Annotated in this window: 10 protein-coding genes; all 10 read right to left on the bottom strand. The window is 55.9% G+C overall.

Annotated features, from left to right (window positions below):
- Nucleotides 1-2 precede the first annotated feature (2 nt).
- Nucleotides 3-2,327 carry a hypothetical protein gene (locus NST04_RS13410; RefSeq protein WP_341184640.1) on the bottom strand — a complete coding sequence of 775 codons (2,325 nt, stop codon included), beginning with the start codon at nt 2,325-2,327 and terminating at the stop codon, nt 3-5.
- Between the two features lie 31 nt (nt 2,328-2,358).
- Nucleotides 2,359-3,582 (bottom strand): hypothetical protein, encoded by a 1,224-nt coding sequence (locus NST04_RS13405; RefSeq protein ID WP_341184639.1) that lies wholly within the window; start codon nt 3,580-3,582, stop codon nt 2,359-2,361.
- A 66-nt stretch (nt 3,583-3,648) separates the two neighbouring features.
- Nucleotides 3,649-4,830: a hypothetical protein gene (locus NST04_RS13400; protein WP_341184638.1), complete on the bottom strand. Its 1,182-nt coding sequence runs from the start codon at nt 4,828-4,830 to the stop codon at nt 3,649-3,651.
- Between the two features lie 350 nt (nt 4,831-5,180).
- Entirely contained in the window at nt 5,181-6,371 is a 1,191-nt protein-coding gene (locus NST04_RS13395; RefSeq protein ID WP_341184637.1) for a hypothetical protein, read from the bottom strand.
- A gap of 28 nt (nt 6,372-6,399) precedes the next feature.
- Complete coding sequence (locus NST04_RS13390; protein ID WP_341184636.1) at nt 6,400-7,599, bottom strand: collagen-like triple helix repeat-containing protein; 1,200 nt, start codon at nt 7,597-7,599, stop codon at nt 6,400-6,402.
- A 193-nt stretch (nt 7,600-7,792) separates the two neighbouring features.
- A complete protein-coding gene (locus NST04_RS13385) occupies nt 7,793-15,808 on the bottom strand; it encodes a hypothetical protein (RefSeq protein WP_445667890.1) in 8,016 nt (2,671 codons plus the stop codon).
- Nucleotides 15,809-16,051: 243 nt separating this feature from the next.
- On the bottom strand, nt 16,052-16,678 hold the full coding sequence (locus NST04_RS34005) for a hypothetical protein (protein ID WP_445667889.1): 627 nt from the start codon (nt 16,676-16,678) through the stop codon (nt 16,052-16,054).
- Between the two features lie 458 nt (nt 16,679-17,136).
- The gene (locus tag NST04_RS13375; protein WP_341184634.1) at nt 17,137-18,849 is read right to left on the bottom strand and encodes a glycosyltransferase; all 1,713 of its coding nucleotides are present in this window, start codon (nt 18,847-18,849) and stop codon (nt 17,137-17,139) included.
- A 221-nt stretch (nt 18,850-19,070) separates the two neighbouring features.
- On the bottom strand, nt 19,071-20,120 hold the full coding sequence (locus tag NST04_RS13370) for a sugar phosphate nucleotidyltransferase (protein ID WP_341184633.1): 1,050 nt from the start codon (nt 20,118-20,120) through the stop codon (nt 19,071-19,073).
- A gap of 19 nt (nt 20,121-20,139) precedes the next feature.
- The gene (locus NST04_RS13365) at nt 20,140-20,913 is read right to left on the bottom strand and encodes a hypothetical protein (protein ID WP_341184632.1); all 774 of its coding nucleotides are present in this window, start codon (nt 20,911-20,913) and stop codon (nt 20,140-20,142) included.
- Nucleotides 20,914-20,951: the final 38 nt, after the last annotated feature.

Raw genomic sequence — 20,951 nt, 5'->3', positions numbered from 1 at the left:
TTTTATTTACTCTGCGTTTTGTAGGCTCCGCTAGTGAGGGTATAGAATAGCGGATGATTAGAAGGTTCAGGCGGAAGGTCAAAGGTTCTCATGGAGCGATCCTGCATGCTTATTGAGTAAATATGCTCAGTTCCAATTGCAATGACAAAACGGCTGTCCCTTGTGAAACTAATTCCACCCTGTATGATGGATTCCGGTATTGAAATAAATGATTCTCCTAAAAATGTTCTGGGCTCAATGAGAGTTATCCCCTGGATACTCTGAACACAAAGCATTGAACCATCAGGAGACAGGGCCAGAGCAACCGCATCAACGTTAATAGAGATTGCTGCAACTGACGAATCGGGATTTACAACAGTGATTAAAGAAAAATTGGGCGGGACGTCTGGATCGACATGGTTGGTTATTACTAATGTACTTCCATTATTTAGCTCTACAATACCCCAGGTAGGTAGAGTCGACCCCACGAACCGGGTCCCGTTGTCGCTAAAGTTTCCCACCTTCGAGTAGGCATAAGCGACATTTTGTAGACTGGGTGTTAATCGTACCTCGCTACTGTCCTGTGATACCACTAGAGGGTTCGAAATGCCTAAATACTTTGCAGGCTGAACATCATAGGCTCCACTGAAAATATTCTCGGTAAGCTCCCCTGTAGCAATCCGATAGGCATAAACCTCACCAGTGTAGACATAGAAGAAGACGTATCTGCTGTCGGGAGACGCAGCCGAGAAGAGCACATTCGAGTGCAGGGTGAGCGTTCTGACCGGATCTCTTTTCACCACGTCATAGATCTGCACCTGGGGACTGGCTTCATCCGAGATGAAGAGATAGTGCTCGTCAGGCGTCAACAACAGGTCATTTGCCTGCATTCCCTGATTCAGATCAATGCCCCATTCCACCTTCTGTGCGTATGCGTTGAACTGGTATAATCGGTCTTGGACCGCGAAGTAGATACTGCTGCCCCTCGATGAAGCGTAAGCCGCTGTCAGCGGGAACATGATGTTAGGGTCCATAGTGACCGAATGGGTTGGACCGACCAGAGCATTTAAGGTCTGGACCCCGCCCGCAGCCAGGAAATAAACTTCTTCATCCTGGATATAGGGTGTCCCGCTTCCCACAACCTCTGCTGCCAGATACCGGTTCTCCACGGTCAGCGAGAAGTTGGCCGGTACAGAAAAGTTTATTTGTACTTGAACCGAATAGACTCCCGCTCCGGCATCAGGGGTATGCGTCAGGCTGAACGGGAATTGCACACTCGCTCTTTCGCCGGGATCGGCTGCACCGCTCCCATAACCTTGAACAATGGACCGGAAGTCAAACCACTGAATCACTATACCTTTATAGAGAACATAAATAGAGAGAGGGATTCGTACGGCTGTTGCAAGCGGGAGATAGGAGACTCGGAGATTCCCCTGTAGTTGTACGCGTTGTCCGTCCTCAATCTGCAAAAAGTTCAGGTTGAGAACCGTTAGTGAAGCATTGCTTAATACTAGTGGATTGTTAAGGTATTGGTATGCAGGAGGTGGCACGGGCTCTCCCGTCGCCCCAGTTGCACCTGTGGCTCCTGGCGGACCCGCCGGGCCTTTACCGCCAGTTCCTGTCGGCCCCAGTGCGCCCTCTGAACCCTCCGGTCCCTGCGCACCTCGCGTTCCTTGTACGCTGTACCCCGTAGTGCCTGTTACAGCTACGCCGGTTGCACCCGTAGGGCCGATTCCGTTGTTTCCCGTCTCCCCGGTCGGACCAGTCGGACCATAGCCTACTGGGCCAGTGACAACCGCGGGAGGACCCGGTGTGCCTGTATCTCCTGTCTGCCCGGTCGCTCCGTAGCCTGTTGCCCCTGTCACGCCCTTCTTACCAGGATCGCCGCCATCGCCCATCCGCCCCTGGGTACCGGTTGTTCCTGTCGGGCCGGTTGGGCCGGTCAGTCCTGCCGCAGCTCTACCTGTATTCACAGATGCGATCCCTGCAACAGCTCTGCCTATAGATGGATCTGCTTTGACGTTAATGTAGCTGACGACCCGGGCTCGGATCGTGTAGGCATACGTTCCCGGGTACGCCGCATGGTTGACCGTCACCTGCATTGTTCTAACGGTCTCCTCCGTTCCGGTATGGGACAGTGTGACCAATTGAGTCTGCAGGACATTGCCGGAGAGCATTGTTTCCAATTCTACCCGCAGCAAGGATGGACCGGAAGTGACTCCCTGGAAGACGACAGGAATCTGGAACGTGACATGCGCCTGGGGCTGTGCTGCAACAATGTCAAGAGTCTCCGCCAGGTGAACAGCCGGTCCTGGTGCTCCCAAGGGGAGAGGTATTAGATTCGACATAACTTCACCGCCTTTAAGATTTTCCACAACATCAGATGCTATCAGGAATTACCGTGGATGTTATTACACTTTGGAAGAGTTGAACTAAGTTCCATCCGTCTTGTTCATCACCTGTATACAACAGAGTTAAAGTCAGAGTAGTCGGTGGCCCATCATACATCACAATAAACGGGGAATTCTGAAATATTCCAGAATAGCCAGTTCCTTGCTGTTTTTGGAAATAATCAGCGTACTGATATAATGTATTTCCAGCAGTATCAGTAAGTTTGAAGCCTATTCGGAGTCCAGAATTAGTTGGTCCAGGTATACTCTTAAAATAAGATAACTTTACTATCCCTTCTACCTGACAACTCCCGCTTCCAGGATCAACCGGGAGAGACACAAGCGTTGTAGGGGTATTAAGAGCCACTTCCAAAGCACCGACAGAAACTCTGTAAGTCAATGTTGGAATAAACGCTTCATTCGCTGGTGTACCTGTAGCTCCTATGGGACCCTCGGGTCCGGCTTCACCCTGCTCACCGCTTCCCCCGGACGGATCCCCTGTGGGGCCTGTGGGGCCTGTCGGACCGTCGGGTCCTGTATCCCCTATAATTCCTAGTCCGGTGGCTCCCATGGCCCCTACACCTGTAAGTCCGGTCGCTCCTGTAATCCCCATTCCCGCTGCCCCGGTCGTTCCAGTGGGGCCAGCGAATCCTCCTGCATAACCGGTTTCCCCTGTTGGACCGGTGGGGCCGGTTAGGCCGGTCGGGCCGGTAGCTGAGAATCCAGCCGCTCCCCTTCCCCCTAAGCCTCCAGGTATTCCGGTGCTTCCAGTGAGGCCAGTAGGTCCTGTAGGTCCTTGGGGGCCTATGGGGCCGTTGAATATGACAGGCCCCGGCCCCGTCCGGATCAACGGGGAGCCGACCCGGATATCCGAAGCGATATTCTGAACATGGAGCAGCTTCATTATCAGCTCGTATTGATGAATGCCTGCGGGCAGTTCATCACTGAATCTGACCATGGCTTCAGTCTGTATCCATCCGGCAGACAAGGCTGTGGATTCAACCGACACATCACGGGTTTCGACTAACGCATTTGCCCTCCATAGTTCAACATTCAAGTGTAGATGATAATAGCCGGTGGACTGGATATCCAGCAGCAGAGGAATCGATAACTGCACTTCCGCAGATGGATACGGCTGTTCTACATCCGTCCGGATATCCGTAAGCACCAGTTCTTTGCCGCTTTCAAGGGGAAGCGACGAATAGATGTTCATATATGTTCAACTCCTTTATTTCTCAGATGCTTGTTACACTGACGCGGCTTTTATGAATAGATATCATTAATTTCCTTTGAGGAATACCTTCGCGGTTGCACTAAATGATTTATAGCTGATGGTTGTATTGGTAGACAGATTCGTAACCTCCACATACAATTGATAGTTATGAACACCCGGTGACGGATTCTCATCTACTGCATAGAAGGATAATGATTGTTCAGAAGGAATTGAATTATACGGTGGATTATTCAAATAATCGTAAGAAATACTCCATACTTGATCACCAGTGTCTGGAATTGTCTGACCATCTCGTCTCACCAAATAAGAAATAGCGTTGTTATAATTATGATTAGATGGATTTCCGTAGCTGATTTGGAAGGTACCTGCTACAACTACACATTGATCGGTCGAGGTTATCAGTACCGACGGGAGTTGGCCTACGATGTTCCCCTCAATAGGACTGCTCGACAGCAGAGTATCACTCACAACGATCGGTAAGGCTCGGCTGGGTCCGGTTATCCCTGTGGGACCGGTTGGACCCGTATCCCCGGTAGCCCCTGAACCAGGACCTGTAGGTCCCGTCACGCCCCTTGCTCCCGTCGTCCCTGTCGGTCCCTGCGGACCATATCCGGTCATCCCGGTGGCTCCAATTCCAGTCATTCCGGTTGCACCTGTGGGCCCTACCCCGTCAGGTCCTGTAACACCCGTTGCCCCCGTTACGCTCCCCGCTCCAGTTGCCACAACCACACCAGTCGGTCCAGTGGGGCCCTTAGGACCCTTCACCCCTTGTATGCCAGGACCAGTTGTTCCTGTCGGTCCAGTGCTGCCAGTCGGACCTTTAGGTCCCTTCGTACCCCGTGGACCTTGCGTACCCGTTGGCCCTGTCGGACCCACCTCCTCCTCGTCCGCCGCCACTCCTTGGACGGAGACTGCTGGGCGTCCGGCCAGCGGATTCGCCGCAATATTCTGTGAAGACAGAATCTGCAGCTCCAATTCAAAGAACTGCCCGCCCTGGCCGAAGCTGCCTGTAATCCTTGCATTCACATCCGCAATGAGTGCTTCCCCAGCATTGCCGCTGCCGATAAAGGGCTCGGTAAGGGTATAAATGATCTTTCCGTCTTTCAGCACCGATAGCCCGACGATCAAATGATAATTACCGGGCGCGGCGGGCTGGAACGACAGAGGCACACTAAAATCAATTTGGAAGAACGGATGACTCTCCTCCAGCAATATCGGACTTGCCATCCGGATTGCCGGTCCCGGACTTCCCAGTTGCACTGGAATTAATGATGACATATGGACACAACCCTTCTTTCACTTTATATTTGCTTGCCATTTGCGAACGGCAGTACTATTTAAACAACACCCCCAATACCAGTTTATGCTGCCTATAGATTGTCCAAGTCCATGATATGCAGAATATTTCATAGACCTCTCGGAGATCTGGCAACACCTAATATTCTATGCTTGTGAATCAGTCTGGCTTGGACAATTATCCTAATATTTCCAAAGAGGCCAATCCTCTCTCTGTTCTGAAACTTTTAGACGCGTCAAAGCGCCAGAATTCATTCTGGCGCTCGTTATACATTGATATTTTAATTAATCCTGATCAGTTGAATATTGGCAGAGAAGGTACCGTTTTCTCCTACAGGTTCAGTAGCATTTTCATTAACTAATCCCACAAACTGTGGTATACCTGTAGTTCCAATGATACCGCCCCCTGCCACAGTTGCAATTGTGCCTGCGCCCAATGCCGAAGTTGCTTGTGAACCAGGAACAGGAGCAATAAGAGCTTCACCTGCATCATAGGTGTACAATTGGAAGCTCATTGGTTCAGCGAAAACTTTCCCGCCAGTGACAAAGTATTGGACCAGAACTGTAGAATTGAGAGGTAGTGGAAAGTACTGATTTGAATCTGGATTCAAAATAATACTTCCGTCACTCGGCCCAGTAGAGGTCCAAGTCACCGCTTCGGGAAAAGCGCCAACTTGATCTGCTGTAGATCCAGCAGAAGCAAACTCTGCGAAGAAGGCCAGACCGGTTAAGCCAGTCATACCAGTCATACCAGTCATGCCGGTCATCCCGGTTAGACCGGTTACCCCAGTCAATCCAGTCAGACCCGTTAAACCGGTCAGACCCGTCATCCCGGTCTCTCCCGTCTCTCCAGTTAGACCGGTTACTCCCGTCATCCCGGTCTCTCCCGTTAAACCGGTCATCCCGGTCTCTCCCGTCTCTCCGGTTAGACCGGTTACTCCGGTCATCCCGGTCTCCCCCGTTAAGCCGGTCATCCCGGTCTCTCCCGTCTCTCCGGTTAGCCCCGTTAGACCGGTTACCCCAGTCAATCCGGTCAGACCCGTTAAGCCAGTCTCTCCCGTTTGACCGGTTATTCCCATTGCACCTTGGAGGCCCTGAATTCCCTGATCGCCTTGAGGACCTGGAGGCCCCCCGGGATTACCCGTAGCCCCTGTTGCGCCAGTAGGCCCTACCATTATGGAGGCATTGAGGACTGTCTCCAGCTTGTTGGTGAGAATGAATTCCTTCTTGACAATGTCCCGCATCATATTTCTTACACTATCGTTCATAGCTAATACATCGCCTATAGTCGCTTCAGGAGCTGTAATTCCAGGTAATGTACCCAGGATATATTGCAGCTTCTCCCCTTCGGCATTGATAATGTGGCTGAGTCCCAATTCTTCCATCGCAATGGAGGACAGCAGCAGGTTAACAGCATCATCCCTGGCAATGCTTATGGTTGGGGTGATGTTTGGCAGGTTCGCCTGAGACATGAGATCAACTCCTCTATTTTAGGTTGGGTTAGAGCAATTTAATAATGGATATCGAGCCTGTAATATCGCTAATTTCAGCGGGACCAGCATTAAACAAGAGTAGAGAATTAACTGTGGAAGCAGTAACGGTCGGAAAAATACTGCCCCCCACTGCCAGATTTGAAGTAGCTCCAACAGGCACCGAATTATTGGATATCGCTTCACTTGCTGGAATCGTGACACCGTTAAGAGCAAGGGCAATGCTCATACTTGCCCCTGTCGCAGCAATAGCATTTACTGCATAATGAACATAGTATGTGGCCGGTTCCAGACTAGCTCCAGCACCGTTATTCTGCAGAAAGTAACCGCCACCTGGGTTGATGGAGATAGCTGTTCCAGTGAAATAACCATTATCATTAAAGAGTATTGGACCACGTGCTCCTATCGGACCTGCTTCAGCACCATTGAAATAAGCCAACCACCGGTCATGAGCAGGCTCTCCTGTACCCCCGGTTGCTCCGGTCATTCCAGTCAATCCGGTCACTCCAGTTAGACCCGTGAGGCCAGTTAATCCTGTCTCTCCGGTTTGCCCTGTAACACCAGTTACCCCTGTAACTCCAGTCAGACCTGTGAGGCCAGTCAATCCTGCCTCTCCGGTTTGCCCTGTCATACCAGTTACCCCTGTAACTCCAGTCAGGCCCGTGAGGCCAGTTGCTCCCGTCTCTCCGGTTTGCCCGGTAACACCCGTTACCCCTGTCACTCCAGTCAGGCCTGTGAGGCCAGTTGCTCCCGTCTCTCCTGTAACTCCTGTTATGCCCGTAATACCACTAATTCCAGTGAAGCCGGTTGGACCATCGTCTCCAGTCTCGCCTGCTGGACCCGGCAGTCCTCGTGGACCTATCGGTCCCTCGTCTGGTCCTGTTACGCCTGTGGCTCCAGTACCGCCATAATCAACCGGTGCGGCAAGCAGACTCTCTAACTGGCTGGTCTGCAGCCAGGCGCTTTTGACCGTTTCCCCCAGCATACTACGGATACTATCAGTGATATCCTGAATATTAGAGATATTCACCACCGGAGCAGTTACTCCAGGAAGAGTGCCAAGCGCGTATTGCATCTTCTCCCCTTCTGCATTAATTACATGGCTAAGCCCTAACTCTTCCATGGCGATGGCTGCCATCATCATGTTGATGGCATCGCTACGGGTGAGTGTAATGGTAGGTGTAATGTTAGGCAGATTAGCTTGAGACAAATCAATCCTCTCCTTCCTTGATTAGAATAGTCCATCATATGCCGCTTTGAATGATTGGTTCAGCAATTCGTCCTGACTATGTAAGAAAAAACAATCTTTTTTTGCTCTACACATACACATGCATGAAGACCAGCCTGCAGCAGGCTGGTCTTCATGGGAGGCAAAAAATTAATGATCACAATTTATAAAAAGATCATAACAACTGGACTATGGTAACTTTAGCTACGTAGAACCCGCCTTCTTGTACTCCAATAATATTAGTAGTTACAGAAGTGCCTTCGTACATAAGTGCCAGTTGAATCGTCGCCGGCACAAAAGTCGCTAAAATATGAGTTCCATACAGATAAGTGGCAACCGTATTTATTGAAGCGAAAACTTGTGTTACATTGTCAAATGCACCATTAACAATCAATTCCAGACCGGCTGCTTTGGTATCAGTGGATTTAACATTAGCTTGATACAGAATCAAGTAGCTTCCGGGCTCTACCGTGAACACATCTGTATCATCAGATTGTGGTCCTATAGAATTCCCAGTAGTGGATTGTAAATCTATAGTAAAGTTCGGGATCGGGAAATGATCACTTGTTGCTTCAATACCCGCTCCATAGTACAAAAACTGAGCGTAGCTCTCGGATAAAACACCAGTCGCTCCCGTCTGACCTGTTGCTCCCGTTAACCCAGTGAGTCCTGTTACTCCTGTAACACCGGTGACACCGGTTACTCCAGTCACTCCTGTCTGACCTGTTGCTCCCGTTTCCCCCGTAAGTCCCGTCGCTCCGGTCAGACCTGTCACACCTGTCTGCCCTGTATCCCCCGGTCTACCTGAACCTCCTCGTATTCCTCCGCTGCCTTGAGGACCTCTTGCACCCGTTGTTCCCGTTGGGCCAGTTGTTCCTGTTTGACCTGTCGGACCTGTTAACCCTGTTTGGCCTATAACTGTACCAGTAAGCCCTGGTGGACCAGTCGTACCTGTAAGACCCGTCGCACCCGTCCCACCTGTCAGTCCCGTCGCTCCAGTTTCACCAGTCAGACCTGTTGCTCCGGTCTCTCCTGTGAGTCCCGTCGCTCCAGTCTCTCCGGTCAGACCTGTTGCTCCAGTTTCTCCCGTGAGTCCTGTCGCTCCGGTTTCTCCCGTGAGTCCTGTTGCTCCCGTCTCACCAGTCAGACCTGTGGCTCCAGTTTCTCCTGTCAGACCTGTCGCTCCCGTTTCTCCGGTCAGCCCCGTCGCTCCGGTCTCTCCTGTCAGACCCGTCGCTCCCGTTTCACCTGTCAGTCCTGTCGCTCCGGTCTCTCCCGTCAGCCCTGTTGCTCCCGTCTCACCAGTCAGACCTGTGGCTCCGGTCTCTCCTGTCAGACCCGTTGCTCCGGTCTCTCCTGTCAGACCCGTCGCTCCCGTCTCACCTGTGAGCCCCGTCGCTCCGGTCTCTCCGGTGAGTCCCGTTGCTCCGGTCTCTCCTGTAAGCCCTGTCGCTCCCGTGGCTCCCGTTTCTCCGGTCAGTCCTGTCGCTCCAGTCTCTCCAGTCAGACCTGTTGCTCCGGTTTCTCCCGTGAGACCTGTTGCTCCGGTCTCTCCGGTGAGTCCCGTTGCTCCCGTCTCTCCTGTGAGCCCTGTCGCTCCAGTTTCTCCGGTCAGTCCCGTTGCTCCCGTCTCACCTGTGAGTCCCGTGGCTCCCGTCTCACCCGTGAGTCCTGTCGCTCCCGTCTCTCCGGTTAGCCCTGTCGCTCCGGTCTCTCCCGTGAGCCCTGTTGCTCCAGTCTCTCCCGTGAGCCCTGTTGCTCCAGTCTCTCCGGTCAGACCTGTTGCTCCGGTCTCTCCTGTCAGACCCGTCGCTCCCGTCTCACCAGTCAGCCCTGTTGCTCCCGTTTCCCCAGTCAGCCCTGTTGCTCCCGTCTCACCTGTGAGACCCGTTGCTCCAGTCTCTCCGGTCAGACCTGTCGCTCCGGTTTCTCCCGTGAGACCTGTTGCCCCGGTCTCTCCGGTGAGTCCCGTTGCTCCCGTCTCTCCTGTGAGCCCTGTCGCTCCAGTTTCTCCGGTCAGTCCCGTTGCTCCCGTCTCACCTGTGAGTCCCGTGGCTCCCGTCTCACCCGTGAGTCCTGTCGCTCCAGTCTCTCCGGTTAGCCCTGTCGCTCCGGTCTCTCCCGTGAGCCCTGTTGCTCCAGTCTCTCCCGTGAGCCCTGTTGCTCCAGTCTCTCCGGTCAGACCTGTTGCTCCCGTTTCGCCCGTCAGCCCTGTCGCTCCGGTTTCACCCGTGAGCCCCGTCGCTCCCGTCTCTCCCGTCAGTCCCGTCGCTCCAGTCTCTCCCGTCAGACCCGTCAGACCCGTCGCTCCCGTTTCTCCCGTGAGCCCTGTTGCTCCCGTTTCTCCCGTGAGCCCTGTTGCTCCCGTCTCTCCCGTCAGCCCTGTCGCTCCAGTTTCTCCCGTCAGTCCCGTAGCTCCGGTCTCTCCCGTCAGACCCGTCGCTCCAGTCTCTCCGGTCAGACCCGTCGCTCCCGTTTCTCCCGTGAGCCCCGTCGCTCCAGTCTCTCCGGTCAGCCCTGTCGCTCCCGTCTCACCCGTAAGCCCCGTCGCTCCGGTTTCTCCGGTCAGCCCTGTCGCTCCGGTCTCTCCCGTGAGCCCTGTTGCTCCCGTCTCTCCTGTCAGTCCTGTTGCGCCCGTCTCTCCTGTCAGCCCTGTTGCGCCCGTCTCTCCTGTCAGCCCTGTTGCGCCCGTTTCGCCTGTCAGTCCTGTCGCTCCAGTCTCTCCGGTCAGCCCTGTCGCTCCAGTCTCTCCCGTGAGCCCTGTTGCTCCCGTCTCTCCAGTCAGCCCCGTCGCTCCGGTTTCTCCGGTCAGTCCTGTCGCTCCGGTCTCTCCGGTCAGACCCGTGGCTCCCGTCTCTCCTGTCAGTCCTGTTGCGCCCGTTTCGCCTGTCAGTCCTGTCGCTCCCGTCTCTCCGGTCAGACCCGTGGCTCCAGTCTCTCCCGTCAGACCCGTCGCTCCGGTCCCTCCCGTCAGACCCGTCGCTCCCGTTTCACCGGTGAGTCCTGTCGCTCCCGTCTCTCCGGTCAGACCCGTCGCTCCCGTTTCTCCCGTGAGCCCTGTTGCTCCCGTCTCTCCAGTCAGCCCTGTCGCTCCAGTTTCTCCCGTCAGTCCCGTGGCTCCGGTCTCTCCCGTCAGACCCGTGGCTCCAGTCTCTCCCGTCAGACCCGTCGCTCCAGTTTCTCCCGTGAGCCCCGTCGCTCCCGTTTCTCCCGTGAGCCCCGTCGCTCCAGTCTCTCCGGTCAGCCCTGTCGCTCCCGTCTCTCCCGTGAGCCCTGTCGCTCCCGTCTCACCCGTAAGCCCTGTCGCTCCGGTCTCTCCCGTGAGCCCCGTCGCTCCGGTTTCTCCGGTCAGCCCTGTCGCTCCCGTCTCACCCGTAAGCCCAGTCGCTCCGGTTTCTCCGGTCAGCCCTGTCGCTCCGGTCTCTCCCGTGAGCCCTGTTGCTCCCGTCTCTCCTGTCAGTCCTGTTGCGCCCGTCTCTCCCGTCAGACCCGTTGCGCCCGTTTCGCCTGTGAGTCCCGTTGCTCCAGTCTCTCCCGTCAGTCCTGTCGCTCCAGTCTCTCCCGTCAGACCCGTCGCTCCAGTTTCTCCCGTGAGCCCTGTCGCTCCAGTCTCTCCCGTGAGCCCTGTCGCTCCCGTCTCTCCCGTGAGCCCTGTTGCGCCCGTTTCTCCTGTCAGACCTGTTGCTCCGGTTTCTCCCGTAAGTCCCGTTGCTCCGGTCTCTCCCGTCAGACCCGTCGCTCCGGTCTCTCCCGTCAGCCCCGTCGCTCCGGTCTCTCCCGTCAGACCCGTCGCTCCGGTCTCTCCCGTCAGACCTGTTGCTCCAGTCTCTCCTGTCAGACCTGTTGCTCCAGTCTCTCCCGTGAGCCCTGTTGCTCCGGTTTCTCCCGTAAGTCCCGTCGCTCCAGTCTCTCCGGTCAGCCCTGTCGCTCCAGTCTCTCCAGTGAGCCCTGTTGCTCCCGTCTCCCCCGTGAGCCCTGTTGCTCCCGTCTCTCCCGTGAGCCCTGTTGCTCCGGTTTCTCCGGTCAGCCCTGTCGCTCCGGTCTCTCCGGTCAGACCCGTTGCTCCCGTCTCTCCCGTGAGCCCTGTCGCTCCGGTCTCTCCGGTCAGACCCGTTGCTCCCGTCTCTCCAGTCAGACCCGTTGCTCCGGTTTCACCCGTCAGCCCTGTTGCGCCCGTTTCCCCGGTCAGCCCTGTCACTCCGGTTTCTCCCGTCAGCCCCGTTGCTCCCGTCTCTCCGGTCAGCCCCGTTGCTCCCGTCTCACCTGTGAGCCCCGTCGCTCCGGTCTCTCCGGTGAGTCCCGTTGCTCCCGTTTCACCGGTCAGCCCCGTTGCTCCCGTCTCTCCAGTCAGACCCGTTGCTCCGGTTTCACCCGTCAGCCCTGTTGCGCCCGTTTCTCCCGTGAGGCCTGTTGCTCCAGTCTCTCCCGTGAGTCCCGTAGCCCCAGTCTCTCCGGTGAGTCCCGTTGCTCCCGTCTCTCCTGTGAGCCCTGTTGCTCCAGTCTCTCCGGTCAGACCTGTTGCTCCGGTCTCTCCTGTCAGACCCGTCGCTCCCGTCTCACCAGTCAGCCCTGTTGCTCCCGTTTCCCCAGTCAGCCCTGTTGCTCCCGTCTCACCTGTGAGACCCGTTGCTCCAGTCTCTCCCGTCAGACCCGTCGCTCCCGTCTCTCCCGTCAGCCCCGTCGCTCCGGTCTCTCCCGTCAGACCCGTCGCTCCAGTCTCTCCAGTGAGCCCTGTTGCTCCCGTCTCTCCCGTGAGCCCTGTTGCTCCCGTCTCTCCCGTAAGCCCCGTCGCTCCGGTTTCTCCGGTCAGCCCTGTCGCTCCAGTCTCTCCGGTCAGCCCCGTCGCTCCGGTTTCACCCGTGAGCCCTGTTGCCCCAGTCTCACCCGTGAGTCCTGTTGCTCCCGTCTCTCCCGTAAGTCCCGTTGCTCCCGTCTCTCCTGTCAGCCCTGTCGCTCCCGTTTCGCCCGTCAGCCCTGTCGCTCCGGTTTCACCCGTGAGCCCCGTCGCTCCCGTTTCTCCCGTAAGCCCCGTCGCTCCGGTCTCTCCCGTCAGACCCGTCGCTCCGGTCTCTCCCGTCAGACCCGTCGCTCCGGTCTCTCCGGTGAGCCCTGTCGCTCCCGTTTCTCCCGTGAGCCCTGTTGCTCCAGTCTCTCCCGTGAGTCCTGTCGCTCCCGTCTCTCCCGTGAGCCCTGTTGCTCCGGTTTCTCCCGTAAGCCCCGTAGCTCCAGTCTCTCCTGTCAGACCCGTGGCTCCGGTTTCTCCCGTGAGCCCTGTTGCTCCAGTCTCTCCCGTGAGTCCTGTCGCTCCCGTCTCTCCCGTGAGCCCTGTTGCTCCCGTCTCTCCGGTCAGACCCGTCGCTCCAGTCTCTCCCGTCAGACCCGTGGCTCCCGTTTCACCGGTGAGTCCTGTCGCTCCCGTTTCTCCGGTCAGACCCGTCGCTCCCGTTTCTCCGGTCAGCCCTGTCGCTCCGGTCTCTCCGGTCAGACCCGTCGCTCCCGTTTCTCCGGTCAGACCCGTCGCTCCCGTTTCTCCCGTGAGCCCTGTTGCTCCCGTCTCTCCGGTCAGCCCTGTCGCTCCCGTCTCACCCGTGAGTCCTGTCGCTCCCGTCTCTCCGGTTAGCCCTGTCGCTCCGGTCTCTCCCGTGAGCCCTGTTGCTCCAGTCTCTCCGGTCAGACCTGTTGCTCCGGTCTCTCCTGTCAGACCCGTCGCTCCAGTCTCTCCGGTGAGTCCCGTCGCTCCGGTTTCACCCGTGAGCCCTGTTGCCCCAGTCTCACCCGTGAGCCCTGTTGCCCCAGTCTCACCCGTGAATCCTGTTGCTCCCGTCTCTCCCGTAAGTCCCGTTGCTCCCGTCTCTCCTGTCAGCCCTGTCGCTCCCGTTTCGCCCGTCAGCCCTGTCGCTCCGGTTTCACCCGTGAGCCCCGTCGCTCCCGTTTCTCCCGTAAGCCCCGTCGCTCCGGTCTCTCCCGTCAGACCCGTCGCTCCGGTCTCTCCGGTCAGACCCGTCGCTCCCGTTTCTCCCGTGAGCCCTGTTGCTCCCGTCTCTCCGGTCTCTCCCGTGAGCCCCGTCGCTCCGGTTTCTCCGGTCAGCCCTGTCGCTCCCGTTTCTCCCGTGAGCCCTGTTGCTCCCGTCTCTCCTGTCAGCCCTGTTGCGCCCGTTTCTCCTGTCAGACCTGTTGCTCCAGTCTCTCCCGTGAGCCCTGTTGCTCCCGTCTCACCCGTAAGCCCCGTCGCTCCGGTTTCTCCGGTCAGCCCCGTTGCTCCGGTCTCTCCCGTCAGACCCGTAGCTCCAGTCTCTCCGGTCAGACCCGTCGCTCCCGTTTCTCCCGTGAGCCCTGTTGCTCCCGTCTCTCCGGTCTCTCCCGTGAGCCCCGTCGCTCCGGTTTCTCCGGTCAGCCCTGTCGCTCCCGTTTCTCCCGTGAGCCCTGTTGCTCCCGTCTCTCCTGTCAGCCCTGTTGCGCCCGTTTCTCCTGTCAGACCTGTTGCTCCAGTCTCTCCCGTGAGCCCTGTTGCTCCCGTCTCACCCGTAAGCCCCGTCGCTCCGGTTTCTCCGGTCAGCCCCGTTGCTCCGGTCTCTCCCGTCAGACCCGTAGCTCCAGTCTCTCCGGTCAGCCCTGTCGCTCCCGTCTCTCCCGTGAGCCCTGTTGCTCCCGTCTCTCCGGTCAGACCCGTCGCTCCGGTTTCTCCCGTAAGTCCCGTGGCTCCAGTCTCTCCCGTCAGTCCCGTTGCTCCGGTCTCTCCTGTCAGCCCCGTTGCTCCAGTCTCTCCGGTGAGCCCTGTCGCTCCCGTCTCACCCGTCAGACCCGTCGCTCCCGTCTCACCCGTGAGTCCCGTCGCTCCCGTCTCTCCGGTCAGACCCGTCGCTCCGGTCTCTCCCGTCAGCCCCGTGGCTCCAGTCTCTCCCGTCAGACCTGTGGCTCCCGTTTCCCCGGTCAGCCCTGTGGCTCCGGTCTCTCCCGTGAGACCTGTTGCTCCAGTCTCTCCGGTCAGGCCTGTTGCCCCGGTCTCTCCCGTCAGCCCCGTCGCTCCGGTCAGTCCTGTGGCTCCGGTCTCTCCCGTCAGCCCTGTTGCCCCAGTCTCTCCCGTGAGTCCTGTGGCTCCGGTTTCTCCCGTGAGTCCTGTTGCTCCCGTCTCACCAGTCAGACCCGTTGCCCCAGTCTCTCCCGTGAGTCCTGTGGCTCCCGTTTCCCCGGTCAGTCCTGTGGCTCCGGTCTCTCCCGTGAGTCCCGTTGCCCCGGTCTCTCCCGTCAGCCCCGTCGATCCCGTTTCACCCGTGAGCCCCGTCTCTCCGGTCAGTCCTGTTGCGCCCGTTTCCCCGGTCAGCCCCGTTGCTCCCGTCTCTCCCGTGAGTCCTGTTGCTCCCGTTTCACCGGTCAGCCCCGTTGCTCCAGTCTCTCCAGTCAGACCCGTTGCTCCGGTCTCTCCGGTCAGCCCCGTCGCTCCGGTCTCTCCCGTCAGACCTGTCTCTCCAGTTTCCCCGGTCAGCCCTGTGGCTCCCGTCTCTCCCGTCAGCCCTGTCTCTCCTGTCAGACCTGTTGCCCCAGTCTCTCCCGTGAGTCCTGTTGCTCCAGTCTCTCCGGTCAGCCCTGTCGCTCCAGTCTCTCCCGTCAGACCCGTGGCTCCGGTCTCTCCGGTCAGACCTGTTGCTCCCGTTTCCCCGGTCAGCCCCGTCGCTCCGGTCTCTCCCGTCAGACCTGTCGCTCCAGTTTCCCCGGTCAGCCCTGTGGCTCCCGTCTCTCCCGTCAGCCCTGTCTCTCCTGTCAGACCTGTTGCCCCAGTCTCTCCCGTGAGTCCTGTTGCTCCAGTCTCTCCTGTCAGTCCTGTGGCTCCGGTCTCTCCAGTCAGTCCCGTCGCTCCGGTTTCTCCGGTCAGCCCTGTCGCTCCAGTCTCTCCCGTCAGACCCGTGGCTCCGGTCTCTCCGGTCAGCCCTGTTGCTCCCGTTTCCCCGGTCAGCCCTGTTGCTCCCGTTTCCCCGGTCAGCCCTGTTGCTCCCGTTTCCCCGGTCAGCCCTGTTGCCCCGGTTTCTCCCGTCAGCCCTGTTGCTCCAGTCTCTCCCGTAAGCCCTGTCGCTCCCGTCTCACCCGTGAGCCCTGTTGCTCCGGTCACTCCTGTCAGTCCCGTTACTCCCGTTTCACCAGTGAGCCCCGTTGCTCCCGTTAGTCCAGTCGATCCGGTACCTCCTGAAAATCCCACGTTACCTCTACTACCCTGATTCCCTCTAGCGCCAGTTGTACCTGTAGGCCCTGTAGCCCCGGTTGTTCCTGTTGGTCCTGTACCCATTAGTTGTCAACTCCTCGCTGTTACGGAAATGCAATTCACAAAAAACCTAATATTATCCATTTTTATCAAGAAATTAAGAAACGGGTACTCATCCTCAGACAAGGAAGGTATCCGTTTCTTAATTTTATTTAATTGAGCGGGAGTAGATTTTTATAATTAGTTCAAGGCAAAAATAGTTACTTGACCCCAAATATTACCACCGGCCGGGGCATTTGGAATATCCGCTGTTACATTAGTACCAGCTCCAAGAAGCCATAACTGCATATATACATTTCCGTAACCACTGGTATCTACAAGCAACACTGCAGACACTGGACTCACAGGATTAGTTGTATCAGGCACCTCAACTCCAACATAATAATTAAAAGAATCAACAGAATAGCTGCTAGGATCATCGTAACTTAGTGCTACTCCAATCGCCGGTGCAGCACTACTCGTATAGGCAACATTAATGTTGAATGAGATATGGTAGAAATGCCCTCCAGGCAAAGTAAATGTATTGTTATCACTAGGGTCAGGGCCAAGCGTAATCGAATTTTCCGGATCAACATGTTGCGCGTTGAAATATCCGATAGGAGTATCAGGATTATCACCATACGTGTCTCCATTGATTACATATGTTCCGAAAATAGAAGTGATTGATCCTGTAATTCCAGTCATACCTGTCATACCTGTAATTCCTGTAAGCCCCGTGACCCCTGTAAGACCAGTATGTCCTGTGTGTCCCGTTAACCCTGTATGTCCAGTAAACCCTGCTCCTGTTGTTCCCGTGACTCCTGTCATACCCGTTAATCCCGTACTGCCTGCACCCGTCGTTCCCGTGACCCCTGTCATGCCCGTGAATCCCGTACTGCCTGCTCCCGTTGTTCCCGTCACCCCTGTCATGCCCGTGAATCCCGTACTGCCTGCTCCCGTTGTTCCGGTTACTCCCGTCATCCCTGTTAATCCCGTATTCCCCGGGGTACTTGCTCCCGTCGTTCCCGTCACCCCTGTCATGCCCGTTAATCCCGTATTCCCTGTGTTGCCTGCTCCCGTCGTTCCCGTAACTCCTGTCAGACCCGTATATCCTGTCGGACCTGTTGTTCCTGGTGCACCAGGCAACCCTCGAGTACCTGGACCCCCTCTTACTCCCCCGGTCCCTGGATTGCCCTTTGGCCCCGTTGTTCCCGTTGGTCCTGTCGGTCCAGTTGTTCCTGTTGGTCCTACTGGCATGATTATTTATCCCCTTTCAGCACTTAATTTCAATTTTCTTCTATTCTTGAAGGCTTCCGAAGCACAAGGGCAATCTCGCTGTTCTCCTTGAAGCTTTCAGGGAACGCGATAAACTCTCCGCTGATTGGATTACACCCAAGAATCGTCTCCTGTGCTGCCAGACGATTTCTCTTAACCTTCCAGTATGCCTGTTCTACTTCACCTTCTTGTAAGCATAGATTAAGAGACAGCATAGAATGCAGACTGGCTTGTGAACTCTTCATTGCAGCTAATGCTTCCCAGTCCTCTCCATCCAGTTCCTCGTAGGGATTCAGCCAAAGTACATAAGGGGATGTCAATAGCTCTTCTATCCTCGCCCAGAGCTTAGACGGTTCTTCCTCAGAGGGGAGAGTAAGAACCGTCGCCCCCAATTCACCAGCAAGCTTATTAGCGTCCTCTTCTATTCCAGCGTCGATCACAATCCACTGATCTGCGAACGGCTGCCAGTTGGCTGCCCACTTCCGCACAGCCGAGAACGGACCATCTTCCTTGCATAGCAATGTGATTACAGACCAGGAATTCTCCGGAGTTGTGTTGCAACGAAGGGAGCTTTTCTGCGGAGAAAGTGAAGAAATACTACAGTTACCCGAAGTAACATCTCCCACCGCCCGTAATTCTTCTTCCAGTTGCGATAGCTTCTCCGCCGCTTCTGTGAATGAAGGGGAATACTCCAGCGCCCTGCGGTACCAGATGCCGGCTTCACCGGACATACCGCGCAGCTCATAACAATTCCCGATATAATAGCAGGGGTAGAAGGTTCCCGCACCTTTGAGAACCATATAATGAAGAGCATTCTCTCCAAGCGTCAGACAATGCTCGAAAGCGGAGATCGCAGCCTCTACCTGGCCGATATGCATTAGAATGCAGCCCTTATACAGATGCAGGTCCACATAATCCGGGTAGAGGCTGATGGCCTTGTCAATGCCGGGCCAACCTTCCTTGAAGCTGCCCATCGCCACCAGACAGCCATACTTGAGCTTGTAAAAAAGCGACGGCGGCAATCTTGTCTGCCCCAGCGAAGCGGCAATGGCCAGATTAACCTGCTGGAAGGCCAGTGCATACTTCCCCACCCGCTGATATTCACTTGCTATATGGTAAAGACTCCACGGATCGGGGTTCGGATTATCTGTCACGGCCTCCTGCAGCAGCTTCAGATTGCGTTCATGTTTGGACTTCAGGGACGTTACGGATTGCAGATAGCCATAATGGAACAGCCGGACCGGAAGCTGGAACGGAGTGCTGGTATCTTCCCGGGTATACGTCTCGGGCCAACTTAATTGTTCATGAATGCCCCCAGTGAAGTGAACTCCCTCTCCGTTACGGAACAGACGGCACTGGGACAGCCGGTAAGCTTCATCTGCCTGAGGCCGGAACGGACCATTGAAATGGATCGTTTCCACAGAGGCCAGCTTGTGTTCCTGAAGAGTGCTCACCATTCGAAGCTTCAGCGCATCATTCACAGCGAGCTCTTCATCTGCATCCATCCACAGTATCCATTCCCCTGTTGCATGACGGAGGCTATAATTGCGGGCTTCCGCGAAGCTCTCCTTCCAGGGAAATTGAAGAATGGTTGCGCCGAAGCCGCAGGCAATGTCCATCGTCCTGTCACGGGAGCCTGTATCCACGACAATGATCTCATCTACCCCTTCGCGCACACTCGACAGGCAGCGCGCGATCCAGGGTTCTTCATCTTTGACGATCATGCACAGGGAGATCAGTGGGACGCTCGCCCTCGCTGTGTTCTGCCATAACGGGACTGCCTCCTTCCATAATGGATTTACCGGACTATGCGGACGAATCCGGTCAGGTGATTATACACATTGATTGACATCACCTCTTAACCTTATGACGGTTTCTGCCCGCATAGAACATTGTCGGATAAAGTCGGACAATCTAAATATGAAATCCTTGGGCGTTATCGGCATCAATCGCCGGGAATGTATTCCTTCCGTTTTTCATGGTCCGACGCTGGAAGCAAATGCTTCAGATGATCTGCAGCATCTTTACGGGCAACCAGAATGCCCCCGGGACCCGCCGCTACGATCACATCATCCAGCCCGACAAGTATGACCGGAACATCCAGCTCGTTGACAATCTGGCAATTCAAGGAGTCCGCACTGATGTGGCCCCATCCCAGAACCGAGGAGGCCAATTCTTCAGAGAGCGTGTTCCAGGTCCCCAAGTCCTTCCATCCGTCGTGATAGGGAACACAGATCAGACGGCTGTTGCCTTCCAGCACCTCCACATCGAAGCTGCTCTTGGGAAGGCGATGGTATTGCCTCTGCAGCTCTGCATAATCCATCGGGAAGCCAGCTGCTTCCAGCCGATTGAGCTGGTCTCTTAGCCGGAATGCGAAGATGCCGCAATTCCACATCGCCTGCTGCTCTAGCAGTGCCTCTGCCTCCTGCCTGTCTGGCTTCTCCACGAAGCAATCGACCTGTACATAGGCCGGATTTTCCAGCTTCCCTGGTGTAGCAGCGGTGGGAAGAGCCGGAACAATATACCCGTATTTTCCTGACGGACCATCCGGCTTTGCTCCAAGCAAGGCGATTTCCGCACCGGATTGCCGGAGTGCCTGATCGAGCTCTGTCAACTTGAAGAAGAAATCGTCGTTCACGTAAGCATCCACGGGCAGCACAATGACCGTCTCCTCCGGGGAAATCTTCTCCACCGAGTATAGATAGGCCGAAGCGAGGCTCACTGCCGGAAAGGTATCTCTGCGCCGTGGTTCAATGATGACCTTCGGAGCCGTTCGGAGCTGCTTGCGGATTAGCGTCTCTTGTCCGCTTGACGTTGCAATATAGACTTCATGACCGAGTCCCGCAGCTGATAACTGCCGCCAGATCCGCTGAAGCATGGACTCTCGTCCGCCTCCCGGAGCAGGCAGCACCTGAAGGAACTGCTTGCTCCGGATACTGCTGGAGAGCGGCCATAGCCGTGTGCCGGAACCGCCGGATAGAAGCACCAGCTTCATGGTTCATTCCTCCCTTCCTTTACTGGAAGTCGTCTGCAGTAAGATTGACTGCATTGAATTGCTCTTCGGTATCGCAAAAGGTCAACTTTCCGTTCTTTGTACGAGTATCCAGATATTGAGGTATTCCCGCTTTTCTCAAGCCGTCGCTCATGATGACATATTCATAGCGGTCGGTGCCATCGTCATACCGAACATGCTCCAGAATTTCACGACGCATCAGATAGGTGCAATGAATGACGTCAACCTGTACCAGACCTTTCACGTTCTGATACAAGTAATAGAAATACAAATCGTTGCTCTTGAAGTAACCATCTTCGTGCACCATATTATGATAGTTGGAATACAGACTGAGCGGAGCCTCTGCCACAGCAAGCAGTGGCCCGACAACTGGAAGATTCGTAGATAGCAGGCTCTCCATCGTATCTGAAGCAATAAAATTGTCGCAATCTGCAACAAAATAATGGGTGTTTCTTGATTTAGCCCATTCGATGGACTCTTGACGCAGCCTGCCGATTACTCTTAAGCGTTCATAAGTCCATTCATGCGGAGCATAGTCCTGTACAGGCTCTTCCACATCGCTGGTATTCAGATACACCTCATTGTATCTCTCGCCCACCCGTTCGACCCATTCTCTAAGAATCTCTTCGGTCCGGTCATTGTTGTTGTTGGTCCGAATGTACAATTTGATCCTTGAAGCCGGATAGGTCTGCCGCTCTATAAGTTCCAGATAGAGCGGCAGCACATGCGCCTTGTCCTTAGCTAATATAGCAACCGTTACCAGATCGTGTTCCATGATATCCCTCCAGTTAATAATGTTCTTTGCCGCCTTAT

This window comes from Paenibacillus sp. FSL H7-0756, assembly GCF_038006765.1.
GTDB lineage: Bacteria > Bacillota > Bacilli > Paenibacillales > Paenibacillaceae > Paenibacillus_AQ.
The sequence above is the reverse complement of the archived record's forward strand: the minus strand, read 5'-3'. Positions and strand labels throughout refer to the sequence as shown.

What these genes read in the sequence shown, in the direction of transcription:
- NST04_RS13410 (WP_341184640.1), bottom strand. Translation starts at nt 2,327, where the DNA reads ATGTCGAATCTAATACCTCTCCCCTTGGGAGCACCAGGACCGGCTGTT.
- NST04_RS13405 (WP_341184639.1), bottom strand. Translation starts at nt 3,582, where the DNA reads ATGAACATCTATTCGTCGCTTCCCCTTGAAAGCGGCAAAGAACTGGTG.
- NST04_RS13400 (WP_341184638.1), bottom strand. Translation starts at nt 4,830, where the DNA reads ATGGCAAGTCCGATATTGCTGGAGGAGAGTCATCCGTTCTTCCAAATT.
- NST04_RS13395 (WP_341184637.1), bottom strand. Translation starts at nt 6,371, where the DNA reads ATGTCTCAGGCGAACCTGCCAAACATCACCCCAACCATAAGCATTGCC.
- NST04_RS34005 (WP_445667889.1), bottom strand. Translation starts at nt 16,678, where the DNA reads ATGACAGGAGTCACGGGAACAACAGGAGCAGGGTTTACTGGACATACA.
- NST04_RS13375 (WP_341184634.1), bottom strand. Translation starts at nt 18,849, where the DNA reads ATGATCGTCAAAGATGAAGAACCCTGGATCGCGCGCTGCCTGTCGAGT.
- NST04_RS13370 (WP_341184633.1), bottom strand. Translation starts at nt 20,120, where the DNA reads ATGAAGCTGGTGCTTCTATCCGGCGGTTCCGGCACACGGCTATGGCCG.
- NST04_RS13365 (WP_341184632.1), bottom strand. Translation starts at nt 20,913, where the DNA reads ATGGAACACGATCTGGTAACGGTTGCTATATTAGCTAAGGACAAGGCG.